At 71.9% G+C, this 16,541-nt stretch carries 17 protein-coding genes and 1 pseudogene; 12 read left to right on the forward strand and 6 right to left on the reverse strand.

Going from position 1 to position 16,541, the window contains the following annotated elements; genetic code table 11:
- The 5 genes from BZL64_RS16840 to BZL64_RS16860 form a co-directional block, all read left to right on the forward strand.
- A partial coding sequence (locus BZL64_RS16840) for a carbohydrate ABC transporter permease (RefSeq protein WP_086770008.1) occupies positions 1-769 on the forward strand: 769 nt, incomplete at its 5' end.
- Complete coding sequence (locus BZL64_RS16845) at positions 766-1,674, forward strand: carbohydrate ABC transporter permease (protein WP_086770009.1); 909 nt, start codon at positions 766-768, stop codon at positions 1,672-1,674. The genes BZL64_RS16840 and BZL64_RS16845, both read left to right, overlap by 4 nt.
- Entirely contained in the window at positions 1,671-2,702 is a 1,032-nt protein-coding gene (locus BZL64_RS16850) for a LacI family DNA-binding transcriptional regulator (RefSeq protein WP_086770010.1), read from the forward strand. Before BZL64_RS16845 ends, BZL64_RS16850 begins: the two co-directional genes overlap by 4 nt.
- Positions 2,703-3,074: 372 nt before the next feature.
- The gene (locus BZL64_RS16855) at positions 3,075-3,428 is read left to right on the forward strand and encodes a VOC family protein (protein ID WP_086770011.1); all 354 of its coding nucleotides are present in this window, start codon (positions 3,075-3,077) and stop codon (positions 3,426-3,428) included.
- A gap of 95 nt (positions 3,429-3,523) precedes the next feature.
- Positions 3,524-3,922 carry a MarR family winged helix-turn-helix transcriptional regulator gene (locus BZL64_RS16860; protein ID WP_086770012.1) on the forward strand — a complete coding sequence of 133 codons (399 nt, stop codon included), beginning with the start codon at positions 3,524-3,526 and terminating at the stop codon, positions 3,920-3,922.
- Here the strand turns inward: BZL64_RS16860 and BZL64_RS16865 are convergent.
- The 3 genes from BZL64_RS16865 to BZL64_RS16875 form a co-directional block, all read right to left on the reverse strand.
- Complete coding sequence (locus BZL64_RS16865) at positions 3,919-4,521, reverse strand: ALF repeat-containing protein (protein ID WP_086770013.1); 603 nt, start codon at positions 4,519-4,521, stop codon at positions 3,919-3,921. The two genes, BZL64_RS16860 and BZL64_RS16865, sit on opposite strands and share 4 nt — an antisense overlap.
- Before the next feature lie 143 nt (positions 4,522-4,664).
- Positions 4,665-5,057, reverse strand: coding sequence for an SseB family protein (locus BZL64_RS16870; protein WP_086770014.1), 393 nt, complete (start codon positions 5,055-5,057; stop codon positions 4,665-4,667).
- A gap of 160 nt (positions 5,058-5,217) precedes the next feature.
- The gene (locus BZL64_RS16875) at positions 5,218-5,835 is read right to left on the reverse strand and encodes a MerR family transcriptional regulator (protein ID WP_086770015.1); all 618 of its coding nucleotides are present in this window, start codon (positions 5,833-5,835) and stop codon (positions 5,218-5,220) included.
- A 121-nt stretch (positions 5,836-5,956) separates the two neighbouring features.
- On the opposite strand from BZL64_RS16875, the gene BZL64_RS16880 reads away from it, so the two are divergent.
- From BZL64_RS16880 to BZL64_RS16890, 3 genes are all read left to right on the forward strand, one after another.
- Positions 5,957-6,358 (forward strand): DUF3291 domain-containing protein, encoded by a 402-nt coding sequence (locus BZL64_RS16880; RefSeq protein ID WP_086770023.1) that lies wholly within the window; start codon positions 5,957-5,959, stop codon positions 6,356-6,358.
- 36 nt (positions 6,359-6,394) lie between these two features.
- Positions 6,395-7,837, forward strand: coding sequence for an MFS transporter (locus BZL64_RS16885; protein ID WP_086770016.1), 1,443 nt, complete (start codon positions 6,395-6,397; stop codon positions 7,835-7,837).
- Between the two features lie 137 nt (positions 7,838-7,974).
- Positions 7,975-9,420, forward strand: coding sequence for a glyceraldehyde-3-phosphate dehydrogenase (locus BZL64_RS16890; RefSeq protein WP_086770017.1), 1,446 nt, complete (start codon positions 7,975-7,977; stop codon positions 9,418-9,420).
- Between the two features lie 57 nt (positions 9,421-9,477).
- On the opposite strand, the gene gndA is transcribed toward BZL64_RS16890, so the two are convergent.
- Both gndA and BZL64_RS16900 read right to left on the reverse strand, forming a co-directional pair.
- On the reverse strand, positions 9,478-10,920 hold the full coding sequence (gene gndA / locus BZL64_RS16895) for an NADP-dependent phosphogluconate dehydrogenase (RefSeq protein WP_086770018.1): 1,443 nt from the start codon (positions 10,918-10,920) through the stop codon (positions 9,478-9,480).
- Positions 10,921-11,116: 196 nt separating this feature from the next.
- On the reverse strand, positions 11,117-11,968 hold the full coding sequence (locus tag BZL64_RS16900; protein WP_086770019.1) for an LLM class flavin-dependent oxidoreductase: 852 nt from the start codon (positions 11,966-11,968) through the stop codon (positions 11,117-11,119).
- Positions 11,969-12,299: 331 nt separating this feature from the next.
- Between BZL64_RS16900 and BZL64_RS16905 the strand changes: the two are divergent.
- The 4 genes and pseudogenes from BZL64_RS16905 to BZL64_RS16920 form a co-directional block, all read left to right on the forward strand.
- Positions 12,300-12,611: pseudogene (locus BZL64_RS16905) on the forward strand (TetR/AcrR family transcriptional regulator); the annotation flags it as partial.
- Between the two features lie 127 nt (positions 12,612-12,738).
- Complete coding sequence (locus BZL64_RS16910) at positions 12,739-13,554, forward strand: oxidoreductase (protein WP_086770024.1); 816 nt, start codon at positions 12,739-12,741, stop codon at positions 13,552-13,554.
- A 344-nt stretch (positions 13,555-13,898) separates the two neighbouring features.
- The gene (locus BZL64_RS16915; protein ID WP_086770020.1) at positions 13,899-14,480 is read left to right on the forward strand and encodes a hypothetical protein; all 582 of its coding nucleotides are present in this window, start codon (positions 13,899-13,901) and stop codon (positions 14,478-14,480) included.
- Positions 14,481-14,610: 130 nt separating this feature from the next.
- Positions 14,611-15,150 carry a hypothetical protein gene (locus tag BZL64_RS16920; RefSeq protein WP_086770021.1) on the forward strand — a complete coding sequence of 180 codons (540 nt, stop codon included), beginning with the start codon at positions 14,611-14,613 and terminating at the stop codon, positions 15,148-15,150.
- Between the two features lie 78 nt (positions 15,151-15,228).
- On the opposite strand, the gene BZL64_RS16925 is transcribed toward BZL64_RS16920, so the two are convergent.
- Positions 15,229-16,473, reverse strand: coding sequence for an MFS transporter (locus BZL64_RS16925; protein WP_086770022.1), 1,245 nt, complete (start codon positions 16,471-16,473; stop codon positions 15,229-15,231).
- Positions 16,474-16,541: the final 68 nt, after the last annotated feature.

Here is a 16,541-nt window from a genome sequence, read left to right on the forward strand (position 1 = left end):
GGGCGCCGGCGCCCGGAAGGAGGTCTGGGCCGGCCTGGAGAACTACACCGCCGCCTTCACGGACAGCGAGCTGCTGGACGGCGCCCTGCGCGTCCTCGGCTACGGCTGCATCGTCGTCCCGGTGATGCTGGGCCTCGCCCTGGTGTTCGCGCTGATGCTCGACTCCGACAAGGTGCGGCTGGCCCCGTTCACCCGCCTCGCGATCTTCCTGCCGTACGCCATCCCCGGTGTCGTGGCGGCGCTGCTGTGGGGCTTCCTGTACCTGCCGGACGTCAGCCCGTTCTACTTCGTGCTCGAAAAGCTGGGCCTGCCGCAGCCGGACCTGCTCGACGGCGGCCCGTTGTATCTCGCCCTGTCGAACATCGCGGTCTGGGGCGGCACCGGCTTCAACATGATCGTCATCTACACCTCGCTCCAGGCCATCCCGGTCGAGGTGTACGAGGCGGCCAAGCTGGACGGCGCCACCCCGCTGCAGATCGCGCTCAGGATCAAGATCCCGATGGTGGCGCCCTCGCTGGTGCTGACCTTCTTCTTCTCGATCATCGCGACGCTCCAGGTGTTCAACGAGCCGACCACCCTCAAACCGCTCACCAACTCCGTGTCCACGACGTGGAGTCCGCTGATGAAGGTCTACCGGGACGCGTTCGGCACCGGTGACATCTACGCGGCGGCCGCCCAGGCCGTGATCATCGCCTTCGCCACGCTGCTGCTGTCCTTCGGGTTCCTGCGGGCCGCGAACCGTCGTAACAAGCAGGGGGCAGCCCAGTGAGTTCTGTTGCCGTCCAGAAGGCCCCGTCGGCGGCCGGCGCCACGGATGCCGAGCGAGGCAGCCGTCCGCCGCTGCGCCGCCGGATCGCCCTCGTCCCGACGATCACGCTGCTGCTGGGCGCGCTGTACTGCCTGCTGCCGGTGGCGTGGGTGGTCATCGCGTCCACCAAGTCGGGCAGCGAGCTGTTCTCCACGTTCACGTTCCTGCCCGGCACCGGCTTCACCCAGAACCTGAGCGACCTCAACGCCTACCGCGACGGCATCTACTGGCAGTGGATGGCCAACTCGGCCCTGTACGCCGTTCTCGGCGCGCTGCTGTCGACGTGCGTGTCCGCGTTCAGCGGCTACGCGTTGGCGACGTACCGCTTCCGCGGTCGCGAGACGATGTTCAACGTCCTGCTGGCGGGCGTGCTGATGCCGCCGATCATCCTGGCCATCCCGCAGTACCTGCTGATGGCCCAGGCCGATCTCACGGACTCCTACTGGTCCGTGCTGCTGCCGCAGATCCTCTCCCCCTACGGCGTCTACCTCGCGCGCATCTACGCGGCCGCGGCCGTGCCGAGCGACGTGGTGGAGGCCGGCCGGATGGACGGGGCCAGCGAGTGGCGGATCTTCACCCGGATCGCGCTGCCGATGATGATCCCCGGCATGGTGACGGTGTTCCTGTTCCAGTTCGTCGCCGTGTGGAACAACTTCCTGCTGCCGTACATCATGCTCAGCGACGACGAGAGGTTCCCGATCACCCTCGGTCTCTTCACGCTGCTGGAGCAGGGCGCCAACACCCCGGCCCTCTACACCCTGGTGATCACCGGCGCGTTCCTCGCGGTGATCCCCCTGGTGGCGCTGTTCCTGGTCATTCAGCGCTTCTGGAGCCTTGACCTGCTGTCCGGGGCCGTAAAGTCATGACCATGAGCAACACGGGGGGCAGGCGCAAACCGCCGACGATCCATGACGTGGCGCGCGAGGCGGGAGTCTCACGAGGGACCGTCTCGCGCGTGCTCAACGGCGGCCACTACGTCAGCCCTTCGGCCCAGGAAGCGGTCAACTCCGCCATCCGCAGGACGGGTTACGTCGTCAACCGGCACGCCCGCTCCCTGATCACCGGGCGCTCCGACTCCGTCGGCTTCCTGCTGACGGAGCCTCAGGAGCGGTTCTTCGAGGACCCCAACTTCAACGTCCTGCTGCGGGGTTGCACCCAGGCACTGGCTGGGCACGACGTCCCGCTGCTGCTGATGCTGGCCGGGACCGAGGACGAGCGGCGGCGCATCACGCGGTACATCACCGCCGGACACGTCGACGGGGTCCTGCTCGTGTCCAGCCACTCGGGCGATCCCATCGCCACCGAGCTGCGCGAGGCGGGCGTGCCGCTCGTCGCCTGCGGCAAGCCGATCGGCATCGGATCGAAGGTGAGCTATGTGGCCGCCGACGACCGGGACGGCGCGCGGGACATGGTCCGCCATCTGCTCGCCCAGGGCCGCCGGCGGATCGGCGTCGTCACGGGCCCGCTGGACACCCCCGGTGGTGTGGAGCGGCTCGCCGGCTACCACGAGGTGCTCGCCGAGGCGGGCATCGAGGCCGACGAGCGGCTCGTGGTCTCCGGCGACTACAGCCGGGCCAGCGGTGAGGCGGGCGCCGAGCGGCTGCTCGCGCAGGCTCCCGGCCTGGACGCGGTGTTCGTCGCGTCCGACCTGATGGCACAGGGAGTGCTCGCGGCGCTGCGGCAGGCGGGACGCCGGGTGCCGGAGGACGTCGCGGTCGGCGGCTTCGACGACTCCCCCGCGGCCACCGCGTCCACTCCGGCGCTCACCACGATCCGCCAGCCCTGGGACCGGATCAGCAGCGAGATGGTCCGCGTCCTCCTCGCCCAGATCGGCGGCGAGGACCCGGCCGCGGTCATCCTGCCGACGGAACTGGTCAAACGCGAGTCGACGTGACGGCCCGGCGGGGTGCAGGGCCCACGGCGGCCCTCCACCCCGCCGGACACCGAGCCGACGGATCCCCGCGGTCCGGGGCGCCTCCTGTCCCGGCCGGGGACAGCGGTTCACTCCGGCTCGGGCGTGCATCCGCGGGCGGCCGGGGGCGCACCCGTCCTCGCCGGCCCGGCAGGACAGCGTCTCCGGGTGCGAGACCGACACCCGATGACCTTCGCCTGACACCGCGGTGGGCCGGCGCGCCCACCCGTCGGCCCTCGCCTCCGGCGTGCGGTCGTCCAACGGTCAGGATCGGAGAAGCGGTCGGCGGGGCCTCGGCCTAGCGTGGAACCACCGACGGCATCCGTCGGTCCCCACGTCAGCGAGGAGTGCGTCATGACCGCCGGTCTGCAGACCATCATCTACCCCGTCAAGGACCTCGACCGGGCGAAGGCCCTGTTCCGGGCGCTGCTCGAGGTCGAGCCGTATGCGGACGAGAGTTACTACGTCGGTTTCAAGGCCGCCGGACAGGACGTCGGGCTCGACCCGAACGGGCACTCCAAGGGCATGACCGGTCCCGTGCCGTACTGGCACGTCAGTGATATCCGGGCCCGGCTGGCGGCCCTGGTGGAGGCGGGGGCCGACGTGCTCCAGGACGTGCAGGACGTCGGCGGCGGCAAGCTGATCGCCTTCGTGAAGGACGCCGACGGAAACCTCGTCGGGCTGACCCAGGACCCGGCGTCGTCCTGACCGCTCTGCAGCCGCGTCCCGCCCCGGCCGAGGTCCCTTGCGCCCACACTAGTTGCACGGTAAACAAACAGTGAAATCGGTGTTACCGTGCAGGTATGGCAGCGAACACGGCCGGAATCGACCTCGAAGACCGGTGGCGGAGCATTCTGTCGGTGCACGCGCGCACGACGTGCGAGATCGACCGCGCGCTGCATCCGCACGGTCTCGGGGCGAGCGACTTCGAGGTGCTCGACATCCTCGCCGCCGAGACCCCCCGGCCGGGTGACCAGTGCCGGGTGCAGAACCTCGCCGGCCGCGTCCACCTCAGCCAGAGCGCCCTCTCCCGCCTCATCGGCCGGCTGGAGAAGGACGGCCTGGTGGAGCGTTCCGTCTGCATGGAGGACCGGCGCGGGGTGTGGGTCGCCCTCACGCCGAAGGGCCGCGACCTCCACGACGAGGTACTGCCGCTCCAGCGCGAGGTGCTGTCCCGCATGCTGACCGACGCGACGCGCTAGCCCACTTCGTACTGGCCGACCTCCAGGAAGTGACGCATCTCCTCCGGGGTGCCCTCCACCGCCTGCTCCGCCGCGGCGCGCAGGGCGGCGCTGATGTCCTGCCGGGCAAGGATCCTGGCGATGGCCACCCGGTCGTCCTCGGCACGGGCCAGCCGGTAACCCGTCGCGAGGAAGCGGCTCCTGTCCTCGGCGGTTCCGTCAAGGGCTTCGCCGGCCTCTCGCCGCACGGCTCTTCCACTGCCGGGATCGGCCAGAATCCGGGCGATGGCCACGCTGTTGTCCTCGTCCTGGGCGATCCAGCGCCCGGTCTTGAGGAAGTGGCGCAGGTCCTCGACCGTGCCGTCGAGGGCCTCCTGCGCCTCCCTGCGCACCCCGGTGCCGGTGCTGTCGTCGGCAAGGAGGCGAAGGATCTCGATGCGGAGGTCGTCCTCCGACATCGAGTCGTACGGTGATTCGGTATCGGCGCTCACGGCCACCGCGGCGGCCGAGGTGGTGGCGGACACGGAGGCCGGACCTGCCGCCGCGGCCGGGCCGGCCAGCAGCAGGGCCGGGGTCAGTGCGCCCACGGCCACGACGAGTGCCGCACGGGTCGGTCTCATGGATCCCCCAGGGGTGAAGAAACCGCTTGCCCCTCAAGCGGTCGGGAGATCGTCGCAGGGGCCGCGAGTGCGCCACAGACCCGCCACCGGCAATGGTCGCCGCCTGTTCGTTGCCGCAGGACGGCAGCGAGGGCGCCGGCTCACTACCGGGCGAGCAGGGTGCGCACCCCCTCCGAGGTGAGCGTGAGCGGGTGCTCGCCCGCCGCGTCGATGGAGAGTGACAGCTCGCCCTCCGGCCACTGGTGGGCGAGCGCGCCCAGGGGCACCAGGCGGTAGCGGTCGACGCCCGGGAGCAGGTCCACCATCTCGGGCTCGGACGTGAACACCGGGACGACGGGCGCCGTGCCCGGCTGTTCCAGGACGGGCAGGGCCAGCATGCTGGGGTTGGTCACGTCCTCGTCGGTGGCGTCCTCGGGCACGGGCACCAGGACCTCGCAGTGGGCGAGGGTGTCCAGTGCGGCCGTGTCCCCCGTGTCCCTGGCCAGCGCGTTCAGCGCGCTCGCGGCGGCGGTGGCGTCGTGGGCGGGTGTCTCCATGGCGGCTCTCCCCAGGTAGCGGTGGTTGGCGCGTCCGGCCTCGCGTACCCGCTCCGACGACGGGCAATCGGGATTCCGGCCACCGCCCTCCCCGCCCGCTTCTCGTGTTTCTCGTGCTTCTCCTGCTTCACCGGCCGCGGGACACCGGGGATCGACGCGTCTACGGGGCGTGACGTCGGGCCGACTCGTTCTCCTGGGCCATGCGGCGCAGTGCCATCAGGGCGGGCTCCAGGAGGACCGTCAGCAGGAGGGCGCGTTCGGCCGCCGCCAACGGGTCGGTGAGGCCGTCGAGTTGGTCGAGGTCCAGGACGGCGATCCGTTCCGCGAGGCGGGCGTAGGGCAGCAGGGTGTGCCGGTCCATGGGGACGCCCAGCGAGTGCAGGGAGGTCAGGGCCTCGGCGAGGGTGGCGCGCGCCGGCGCGGACTCGTGCACCTGCCAGCCCAACTCCTCGACGAATGCCGCCACTTCGCCGGTCGCCGGGTCCTGCTCGGCGGATTCGCCGGACAGGGACACCGAGCCCAGGGTGAGGCCCAGCAGGAGGTGGGTGTCGCCGGTGTGCGCCGCCAGCGCGTCCAGCACCTCACGGGTGGTGGTGACGGACAGCCCCCGTACGCCGGTCAGGGCACGGATCAGGCGCAGTCGGCGCAGGTGCTGGTCGTCGTACTCGGCCTGGGTCGCCGAGGTCTGCCGGCCGGGCGCGAGGAGGCCCTCGCGGAGGTAGTACTTGATCGTCGTCACGGAGACACCGCTGCGGCGGCTCAGCTCGGAAACACGCATCGGGACGACTCCGCTCTAGTAATTGGATACCTCCACTGTCTAACATGGATAGTGAAGGTATCCAATCGTGCGCCACGGGTCCCTCGGCTCCTTCCTGCCCCTCTCACAGAAGGCCACTGCCATGCCCACCCTCCCCTGGACCACACTCGGCGAACCCGCCCCCGACGCCGAGGCCTACGTCATGGCCTCCCGCTTCGAGGTGCGCTCCCTCAAGGACGTACCGCGCTTCTTCCTGAAGTCCCTCAGCGCCTGGCGACAGGTCACGCGCGCGCCGGGCGCGTACGGCGCCTCGCTCATCGCCCAGCCCCTCAAGCGCACCTTCTGGACCCTGTCGGCCTGGGAGGACGAGGAGGCGCTCCACCGGTACGCGAGGACCGAACCGCACCGGTCGATCATGACCGGGCTGCGCTCCACCACGATGGCCTCCGCGTTCACGTTCTGGCAGGTCCCGGCCGACGGGCTGCCCGTCGACTGGGCGGACGCCCGCCGCCGGCTCGCCGAGCAGGAACTCACCGGTGCCTGAGACCCCGCCCCGCCCCTTTCGAGGAGAGAGCCCGTCATGACCCTGTCCCAGCCCACGCTCGACGAGGCCCCCGCCGCACCCGCCGTGGAGCGGCGGCGCGTGCCGCTGTGGCTCGCCGTGGTCGCCTGCAGCGTGCCCATGTTCATGGTCGCGCTCGACAACCTCGTCGTGTCCACGGCCCTGCACACGCTGGCCGTCGACCTCCGGGCGAACACCCAGGAACTCCAGTGGTTCGTCAACGCCTACGTCCTCAGCTTCGCCTGCCTGCTCATGACGGGGGCCGCACTCGGTGACCGGTTCGGCCGGCGACGCGTCTTCGTCGCGGGCGTCGTCCTGTTCACGCTGGCCTCCGCCGGCTGCGGCCTGGCCGACACCAGCGGCCAGCTGATCGCCTTCCGCGCGGTCCAGGGCATCGGCGCGGCGGCCGTGATGCCGCTGTCGCTGACCCTGCTGTCCCAGGCCGTGCCGGAGCGGCTGCGCGGGATGGCGCTGGGGGTGTGGTCCGGCGTGAGCGGGCTCGCCGTGGCGATGGGCCCGGTGGTGGGCGGTGCGGTGGTCGAGGGACTGGACTGGCGGTGGATGTTCTGGATCAACGTGCCGGTGTGCCTGATCGCGATACCGCTGGTGCTGTTCGCGCTGCGCGAGAGTTCGCTGCCCGGCGCCCGCCTCGACATGGCCGGCATGGTCCTCGCGGCGGCCGGACTGTGCGCCGTGGTGTGGGCGATCGTGCACGGTGAGCCGGACGGCTGGACCTCGACCACGGTGCTGGGCGCGTTCGCGGCGGGCGTCGTCCTGCTGGCCGTCTTCGTGGCCTGGGAGGCCCGTGTCGCGCAGCCGATGCTGCCGCTGTCCTTCTACCGGGTGCGGGCCTTCACCCTCACCAACCTGGTCTCGGCGGCGATGTACTTCGGTGTCTTCGGCTCGCTGTTCCTGCTGGCCCAGTACCTCCAGATCGCACCTCCCCGCACTCCGCTGGAGGCCGGGGTGCGCACCCTGCCCTGGACGCTGATGCCGATGTTCGTCGCCCCGGTGGCCGGACTGCTCATCGACAAGGTGGGCGGCGGCCGGCTGATGGCGCTGGGGCTGTTCCTCCAGGGAGTGGGCCTGGGGTGGATCAACCTCGTCACCGGCACCGACACCGCGTACTCCTCCCTGGTCGGCCCGATGATCGTGGCGGGGGTCGGCATGGGCCTCGTGTTCGCCCCGACGGCGGCGGTCGTCCTCGGGTCGGTCCCGGCGGAGCACGCGGGCAAGGCGTCCGGAGCCAACACCACCGTCCGCGAAATCGGCGGCGCGCTCGGCATCGCCGTACTGAGCACGGTGTTCGTGGCGCACGGCGGCATGCGGGGGCCGCAGGAGTTCGTCGACGGGCTGCGCCCCGCGGTGTGGGTCGGTGTCGCCGTGGTCCTGCTCGGCGCGCTGTGCGCCCTGGGCATCCCGCGCCGGCCGGACGCCGGGGCCCCGGCCGGGAAGGGGTGAGGGCGCGTCGGCCGGGCGCCGGAACGCGGAGTTCCGGGCACCGCAGGGGCTCCGCACACCTGAGCGAGGGGGCGCTTGAATGATCGGAACAGGAGGCGGTTAGCATATGAGCGCCACCTAGCTCGAAAGAGAATTCTGTGACTGTCAACGACGACTCGTTCACCAACTGGAAGAACCGCGAGGAGATCGCGGAGTCGATGATCCCGATGATCGGGAAGCTCCACCGGGAGCGGGACGTGACCGTCCTGCTGCACAGCCGCTCCCTGGTGAACAAGTCGGTGGTGAGCATCCTCAAGACCCACCGCTTCGCCCGGCAGATCGCCGGTGAGGAACTCTCGGTCACCGAGACCCTGCCGTTCCTCCAGGCCCTCACCGAGCTGGACCTCGGCCCGTCGCAGATCGACATCGGTCTGCTCGCCGAGCACTACCGGGCGGGCGACCACGGTCTGTCGGTGCGCGAGTTCACCGCCGACGCCGTCGCCGGTGCCACCGGCGCCGACAAGATCGAGCGCCGCGAGCCGCGCGACGTCGTGCTGTACGGCTTCGGCCGCATCGGCCGCCTCGTGGCCCGCCTGCTCATCGAGAAGTCCGGGTCCGGCAACGGACTGCGGCTGCGCGCCGTCGTGGTGCGCGGGGGCGGCGAGCAGGACCTGATCAAGCGGGCCTCACTGCTGCGCCGTGACTCCGTGCACGGCCAGTTCCAGGGCACGATCACCGTCGACGAGGACAACAGCACCATCCTCGCCAACGGCAACGAGATCAAGGTGATCTACGCCGACGACCCGAGCCAGGTCGACTACACGGCGTACGGCATCAACGACGCCATACTCATCGACAACACCGGCAAGTGGCGGGACCGCGAGGGGCTTTCGAAGCACCTGCGGCCCGGCATCGACAAGGTCGTGCTGACCGCGCCCGGCAAGGGCGACGTCCTCAACATCGTGCACGGCGTCAACCACGACACGATCAAGCCGGACGAGCGGATCCTGTCCTGCGCGTCCTGCACCACCAACGCGATCGTCCCGCCGCTGAAGGCGATGGCGGACGAGTACGGCGTGCTGCGCGGCCACGTGGAGACCGTCCACTCGTTCACCAACGACCAGAACCTGCTGGACAATTACCACAAGTCCGACCGCCGGGGCCGGTCCGCGCCGCTCAACATGGTCATCACCGAGACGGGCGCCGCCTCCGCCGTCGCCAAGGCGCTGCCCGACCTCAAGGCGCGGATCACCGGCAGCTCGATCCGGGTGCCGGTGCCGGACGTGTCGATCGCGATCCTCAACCTCCAGCTGGCCCGCGAGGCCGACCGCGACGAGGTCCTCGACTACCTGCGGGACGTGTCGCTGACCTCGCCGCTCAAGCGCCAGATCGACTTCATCAGCGCCCCCGACGCGGTCTCCAGCGACTTCATCGGCTCGCGCCACGCCTCGATCGTCGACGCCGGCGCCCTGAAGGTGGAGGGCGACAACGCGATCCTCTACCTCTGGTACGACAACGAGTTCGGCTACTCCTGCCAGGTCGTCCGCGTCGTCCAGCACGTGTCGGGCGTCGAGTACCCGACGTTCCCGGCGCCGCGCGCCTGACCTGCCGCCTGACCTGCTGTCCGGCCCGGTCGCACCGGGCCGGACAGCAGGCGTGCCTCAGGCCGAGGCCGTCTCCGGGCGGCCCGGCTCGGCCCACCGCGTGTGGAAGGCACCGGGCCGGTCGGTACGGCCGTAGGTGTGCGCGCCGAAGTAGTCGCGCTGCCCCTGGAGCAGGGCCGCCGGGAGCCGGCCGGCGCGCAGGGTGTCGTAGTGCGCGAGGGCCGCGGAGAACGCGGGGACGGGGACGCCCCGGCGGGCCGCTGAGGCCACCGTCTCGCGCCAGGGCACCTGGGCGTCGGTGATCTCCATCGCGAACTCCATCTCCCCGAGCAGGCTGACCAGTTCGGGATCGGCGGCGTACGCGGTGCGGATGCGGTCGAGGAACGTGGCGCGGATGATGCAGCCGCCGCGCCAGATCCGGGCGACCGCGCCGAGGTCGATCTTCCAGCCGAACTCGCCCGCCGCGTCCTGGATCATCTTCCAGCCCTGGTCGTAGGCGATGACCTTCGAGGCGTACAGGGCGTGTTCCACCTGCGAGGTGAAGCGGGCGGCCTCCGTGCGGCTGATGGCGGGGGTGGTGCCGCCGGGCAGCCCGGAGTAGGCGGCGCGCAGTTCGGCCTGGCCCGAGGCGGCGCGCGCGAACGTGGCCTGGGCGATGGCGGTGACCGGGGAGCCGAGGTCGAGGGCGGTCTGCACGGTCCAGCGGCCGGTACCCTTCTGCCCTGCCGCGTCGGTCACGATGTCGACGAACGGCAGGCCGGTGGCCTCGTCGGTGTGGGCGAGGACCTCGGCGGTGATCTCGATGAGGTAGGAGCCGAGGCGCCCCTCGTTCCAGGTACGGAAGATGTCCGCGATCTCCGCCGGGGAGTATCCGGCGACCTGTCGCAGCAGGTCGTAGGCCTCGGCGATGAGCTGCATGTCGGCGTACTCGATGCCGTTGTGCACCATCTTGACGAAGTGGCCGGCGCCGTCGGTGCCGACGTGCGCGGCACAGGGCTCGCCGCCGACCCGCGCGCTGATCGCCTCGAACATCGGGCCGAGCACGTCGTACGACTCGGTCGAACCGCCGACCATGATCGACGGCCCGTCGAGCGCACCCTCCTCGCCGCCGGACACACCGGTGCCGACGAAGTGCAGGCCCCGCGCGCGCAGGGCCTCCTCGCGGCGGCGGGTGTCGGCGAAGTGCGCGTTGCCGCCGTCGATGATCATGTCGCCGGGCTCCAGGAGCGGGGCGAACTCGTCGATGACGGCGTCCGTGACCGCGCCCGCCTGGACCATGATCATCAGCCGGCGGGGGCGTTCGAGCGCGGCGACGAACTCACGCGCCGTCTCCGCCGGGACGAACGCGCCCTCATGTCCGAACTCCTCGACGAGCGCACGGGTGCGGCCCGAGGTGCGGTTGTGGACGGCGACGGTGTAGCCGTTGCGGGCGAAGTTGCGCGCGAGGTTGCGGCCCATCACACCGAGACCGGTGACACCGATGGCAGCGGTTGCGTTCATGAGGTAAGTCCCTTGGATCGACGGCGCGTCCGGGGGCGCACGGCCCCTCGTTCCCCCCACATACGGCTGCGAGGCGGGATCGTCTCGATCGGGACAGCGGCAAATCCCCGGGACCGGGGCGGGGTGTCGGAGGCCGCCGGCCCGAGATCTCGGGCCGCCGTCCCGGAGCGGACCGGGAAGGCGGCCCTGCGCGCCGCTAGTTCATCGCGTCGGCGACGCGGTCGATCTGGTCCGGGTCCGAGGTCCAGCAGTAGAACATCAGCTCGTCGGTGCCGATGTCGGCGAAGGCCGCCGCCGCCTCCCGGACGGCGTGCGCGGTGGTGAGCATGCCGTCGGTCATCTGGTCGGCGCGGCCGGTGAAGGCATAGTAGTCGCCCATCTGACGGCGGGCCCGGTCCACCGTGTCGTCCGGGCCGAGGGCGACGTTGACCTGGGCGACCAGGCGGGGGCTGCCGGGGCGCTCCCACTTCTCCCAGACGGCCTCGACGGCCCGGAACATGCCGGTCATGTACTGCGGCGGCAGCGCGGCTCCGAGGAAGCCGTCACCGAACCGGCCCACGCGGTCGAGCGCTGCCGGGGCGAAGCCGCCGAACAGCACCTCCGGTCCGCCGGGGCGTGCGGGCAGCGGCCCGATCGGGCCGACGCCGTGGCCGTACGGCGCTCCGGACCAGGCACGGCACAGCAGGGCCATCTGTTCGTCGAGGCGGCGGCCCCGGCGGTGGAGGTCGATGCCGGCGGCCCGGCAGTCGTCCTCGCGGCCTCCGACGCCGATGCCGAGCGTGAAACGGCCGTCCGACAGGCGGTCGAGGGTCGCCGTCTGCTTGGCGAGCAGGGCAGTGCTGTGCAGGGGGGCGAGCAGCACCTCTGTCTGGACCCGGACGCGGGAGGTGGCGCCCGCCAGCAGGGAGAGGGTGACGAGGGGCTCGGGGTTGTCGTAGGCGAGCCGGTCGAGCAGGCCGATGGTGCTGAACGGGCCCTCGTCGGCGCGCCGCGCCCAGTGCGTGAGCCGGGCGGGATCGTCGATGGGCAGGCCGAGGCCGAACTTCATGGGAACACTCCTTCGGAGGGCAGGCCGGAAACCGTGCCGCCCCTCCGTGGCTCCGCGCGGGACGCGCGGGCTCGCTCCCGTTCTGCGGCGTGCTTCGAGAGAGCGTGGTTCTGGTCGGAGTACGGCGAAAATAACGCGGCGGTTCGCCGCCGGGCAACGCATTTTCCGCCCGTCCTGCTCACGCGCGCCGTCGCCGCAGAGCCGGGTGGGGGGCGCGGGCCGCGGGGTCCGCCGAGCCACGGGCCCCGTCACCCATCACCTGCGCCCCTGCGGCACTCACCCCCCAGCGGGCCGGCCTGACCCGCTGGGGGTGAGTGCAGGGTGCGGGCGCGTGTTCGAGCAGGTGGAACTCCAGGCCGGCACACCGGAGTTCCGAGGCTGCCGGTACCTGGCCGTCCAGATCGAGCTCAAGGACCGGAGCCACCCCGCGAGCCAGGTGGCCCATCGCGTCAAGGAGACCCTGACGGCACACTTCCGCTCCACGGCCGAGCAGGGCGGGGCGAGCGATCCCGACCTGCTGGCCCGGCAGCTGAGCCTGCTCCTCGACGGCGCCTGCGCCCGTGCGGAGATCGGGGCCGACCGGCTGACCGGACTCATCGTGCCCACGGTGGCCACCTTGCTCGACGCGGCAGGCATGCGCTGACACATCGACCCCCTCCGGCGCGCCGACGCGATCCGACCAGCGATCAACCGCCGGACTTGCACCCGGAAACCGATCGGTTTACAGTAAGTGAAAACCGATCAGTTTCCCCATGAGTGCGGAGTTCGTGATGACGACCAATCGACCGGTGGCCCTCGTGACGGGTGCATCCTCCGGCATCGGGAAGGAATCAGCGCTCGCGCTGGTCGCGGCGGGTTTCGACGTGGCCGGCACCAGCCGTGACACCTCACGAGTCGCCCCGCTGGACGGCGTGACGTTCTTCGACCTCGACGTGGCCGGCGACGCGTCGGTCACCGCCGCGGTCCAGCAGGTGATCGACCGGTTCGGGCGGATCGACGTCCTGGTCAACAACGCCGGCGTCGGCTCGATGGGCGCGGCCGAGGAGACCTCCCTCGCGCAGGACCGGGACGTCTTCGACATCAACGTCTTCGGGGTCATGCGCATGGTGAAGGAGGTCCTGCCGCACATGCGCGCACAGGGACGCGGACGCATCATCAACCTCTCGTCCGTGCTCGGTTTCCTCCCCCAGCCCTACATGGCCGCCTACGTCGCCTCCAAGCACGCCGTCGAGGGCTATACCGAGTCCCTGGACCACGAGGTCCGTGAGCACGGCGTCCGGGCGCTCATCGTCGAACCCGCCTACACCAGGACCGGCTTCGAGGCCAACAGCCCGCGCCCCGACACTCCCCTGCGGGCCTACGCGGAGCTGGGACGGACCGTCGACAACGTGATGGCCGAAGCGATCAGGAACGGCGACGCCCCCACCGTCGTCGCCAGGACGATCGTCGCGGCGGCGACCGACAGCAAGCCGAAGCTGCGCTACACCGCCGGCCCCCTGGCCGGACGCGCGACCGCCCTGCGCCGCTTCGCTCCCGCCCGGATCTTCGACAAGCAGATCCGCCGGATGAACAAACTGGCCGGCTGACGACCGGCCGCACGCGCGGACGGCCACCGGACCGAACGCCGCCACCCGGCCGAACGCCGCCGCGTCGCCGCCTCGCGGGCTGCCGTCCGGCGAACCGTCGTACCCCCGCCCGCCGAAGACCGTGCGCCGGGCGCCGGGCGCCGGCGAACCACCCGCGCATCCCGAAGCCGGCAGCCGCCTGAGCCGCCGGGCGGGACGCGCGGCACCGGGGCCGGCGACCGGCCGGTGAACGCCTGGGGCGGGCGGTTCACACGTGGCCGGCCCGGGGCATGTTCGTCAGCGGGACGCCGGTGCCGAGCGCCGGCCTCCCGCTCGGGGCGGGCGACGGACGAGGGGGAAGACGGGTGGGTTGGACGACTGAGGAGTTCGGGGAGTCCCACGAGGGCATCGCGGGCGCGGTCCTGGCCGACGGCAGCGAACCCAAGCCGGTGTACCTGGACCTCGGCAGCAGCGCCGACAGCGTGCTGGAGACCAGCGAGTGGTGGGCGTACGACGGGAGGATGCGCCGCCCCAGAGCGGCCGGCTTCCGTGCGGCCTGCGCGTGCGGGTGGCGGGGCGAGACCCATCCGATCGACGGCGCCTGCTGGACGTCCGACGACGGCTTGTACGACCTGGACGTCTCCGCCGCGCGCGCTGACTGGCGGGTGCACATCCGTGCCGTCGAGCGCCGGACCGTGCCGCTCCCCGACCAGCTCACCCACCTGATGCACCAGCTGGAGGAGCAGCTGACCTCCTTGACCGACCGGGCACCGGTGGCCGCCCTCAAGGCCGTGACCATGCTGGAGCGGCTGCTGCCCGACATCGGTCAGGAGGCGGCCCAGGCGGTGCGCGACGACGAGCTGTCCTGGGAGTCCGTCGGCACGGCGCTGGGCGTCAGCCCGGACCGGGCCCGTTCCCTGCTCACCAGCTACCTTCTGCGCCACTGACGGGGCGGCCGGTGCCCGTGTGTGGCCGAAGCCACGTCCTCCGCGGTGACTGGGCCATGTCCTCGCGCGGGGGACGCGGGCTACGGTGCCAGAGGTCCCCTTCTCCCGTACGCAGCTCGGACGGCCATCAGTGCGCGCAGATCTCTCCCCTCTCATAGCGGCGACCACCCAGTGGCTGACACGGGCCTACCCGGCCTGCGGCGGCGCGCTGGCGTCCGCCCTGTGCGAGGTCCAGGCCCGCCAGGCGGTGACCGTCGCGGCCTGGCTGCGCTATCCGACCGTGATGGACGCCGCGCTGGTCGGCATGGCGGGGCCGGGCGGCTCGGGCAGGCTGGACTGGATCAGCGGTACCGACGCGGACGGCACCGGCACGTCCTCCGGTACGGGCGGTACGGATGCCTGGCGCAGCTGGGTGGACGAGGTGGTCGCGAGCTGGGCCGCGTCCCTGCTCACCGACCCGGAGCTGGCCGCGCTGGCCGTCGCCGGACTGCACGGCGGCGATCACACGACGGGCGTGCCGATGGAGTTCCGCCGGCTGACCAGCCCCGACGCCCGCGACCGAGAAGCCGCCGCCCTCCTGCGCCACCCCGATCTCCTCGCCCCCGTGGCCGAGCTGCACGGCACCCAGCTGACAGCACTGCTGGGGCCCGGCCAGGCACTCATCGCCTGAGCAGCACGGACCGGTCCCCGGTCAGGCCGTGGCCCGGCCAGGCCCTCATCACCTGAGGACCCCGGACCGGTCCCCGGGTCAGGCCGCCGTGCCCAGCACCTCCCGGCCCGGGATCTCCTCCCCCGGACGGGTCGGGAGCTGCACGGGCCGTGGTGTGCGGCGACCGCGCAGGACGTGGCCGGCGGCGATGGTGGTGGCGACGACGAGTCCGCCGGCCACCAGGGCACCGCGCGGCCCCGCCAGCTCCATCAGGAGGCCCAGGGCGGGCGGACCGCCGAGGCCCCACACGGTGCCGATGCTGCTCCACACGCCCAGCACGCGTCCCCGCAGGTGTGGGGGCGGGTCGGTCTGCAGCACGGCCGTTCCCGCCGTGTCGGAGACCGACTCGACGACGGCCATGGGGAGTACGAGCACCAGCAGCACCGCCAGCGAGGGCGACAGCCCGGCCACCACCTGCAGCAGCCCGCCCGCCGCAGCCAGGGTGCCCACGACGCGCACCGAGGGGCGGCGCAGACGGGCACCCAGAACCGCTCCCAGGATGCCGCCGACGGCCAGCACCGTGGAGACGGTGCCGAAGGCGCCCGGGCCGCCGGCCAGCGGGCCGGTGACCAGCACCGCGAGGGTGAGGCCGTAGTTCCGCCCGAAGACGGCGCTGACGCCGGTGACTCCGGCGAGCGCGACCAGGCGGGGCCGGCGGGCGAAGAAGGCAAGCCCCTCCCGGATGGTCAGGTCGTCGCGTTTCCCGGCCCGGGGAGCGACGGCCCCGACGGCCGCGCCGGCCGCCGGGCGCAGGAACGGGATGACCGCGGTCACGAACAGGAACGACAGTCCGTTGGCCGCGTAGGCGGCGGCCGTGCCGAGGAAGCCCACCGTGACACCGGCGAGCGCCGCTCCGACGAGCCGGCCCGCGTTGTGGACCAGCGCGCCCACGCCGATCGCGGAGGGCACGTCCTCCACCGGCACGAGATCGTTGCCCAGCAGGGCGCAGGCGGGTCCGTCGACGGTGGCGATGGTGCCGGTCACGGCGGCCAGCACCATCAGGGACGTCATGTCGAGCATGTCGAGCGCGACCAGCACGGCCGTGGTGAACGCGACCATGCCCAGCAGGGCCTGGCTGACGGCGGCCGTCACCTTGCGCGGCCAGCGGTCGACGGCGGCACCGCTCAGCACGCTCATGAAGAGCGCGGGAGCGGCCTGCACGGACATCGACAGGCCGGTGGCGGCGGCGGACCCGGTGATCTGCAGGACGAGCAGGTTCTGGACGGTGAGCTGCATCCAGGTGCCGGCGTTGGACACGAAGTTCGCGACCGACCACCAGCGCATGCTGCGGTGCCTCAGCGACCGCCACGGCGAGCGGGAGGCGTCGCGGGAGGGGCTGCCGGGGGCAGGGG

The organism is Streptomyces bobili (assembly GCF_002154575.1).
GTDB lineage: Bacteria > Actinomycetota > Actinomycetes > Streptomycetales > Streptomycetaceae > Streptomyces > Streptomyces bobili.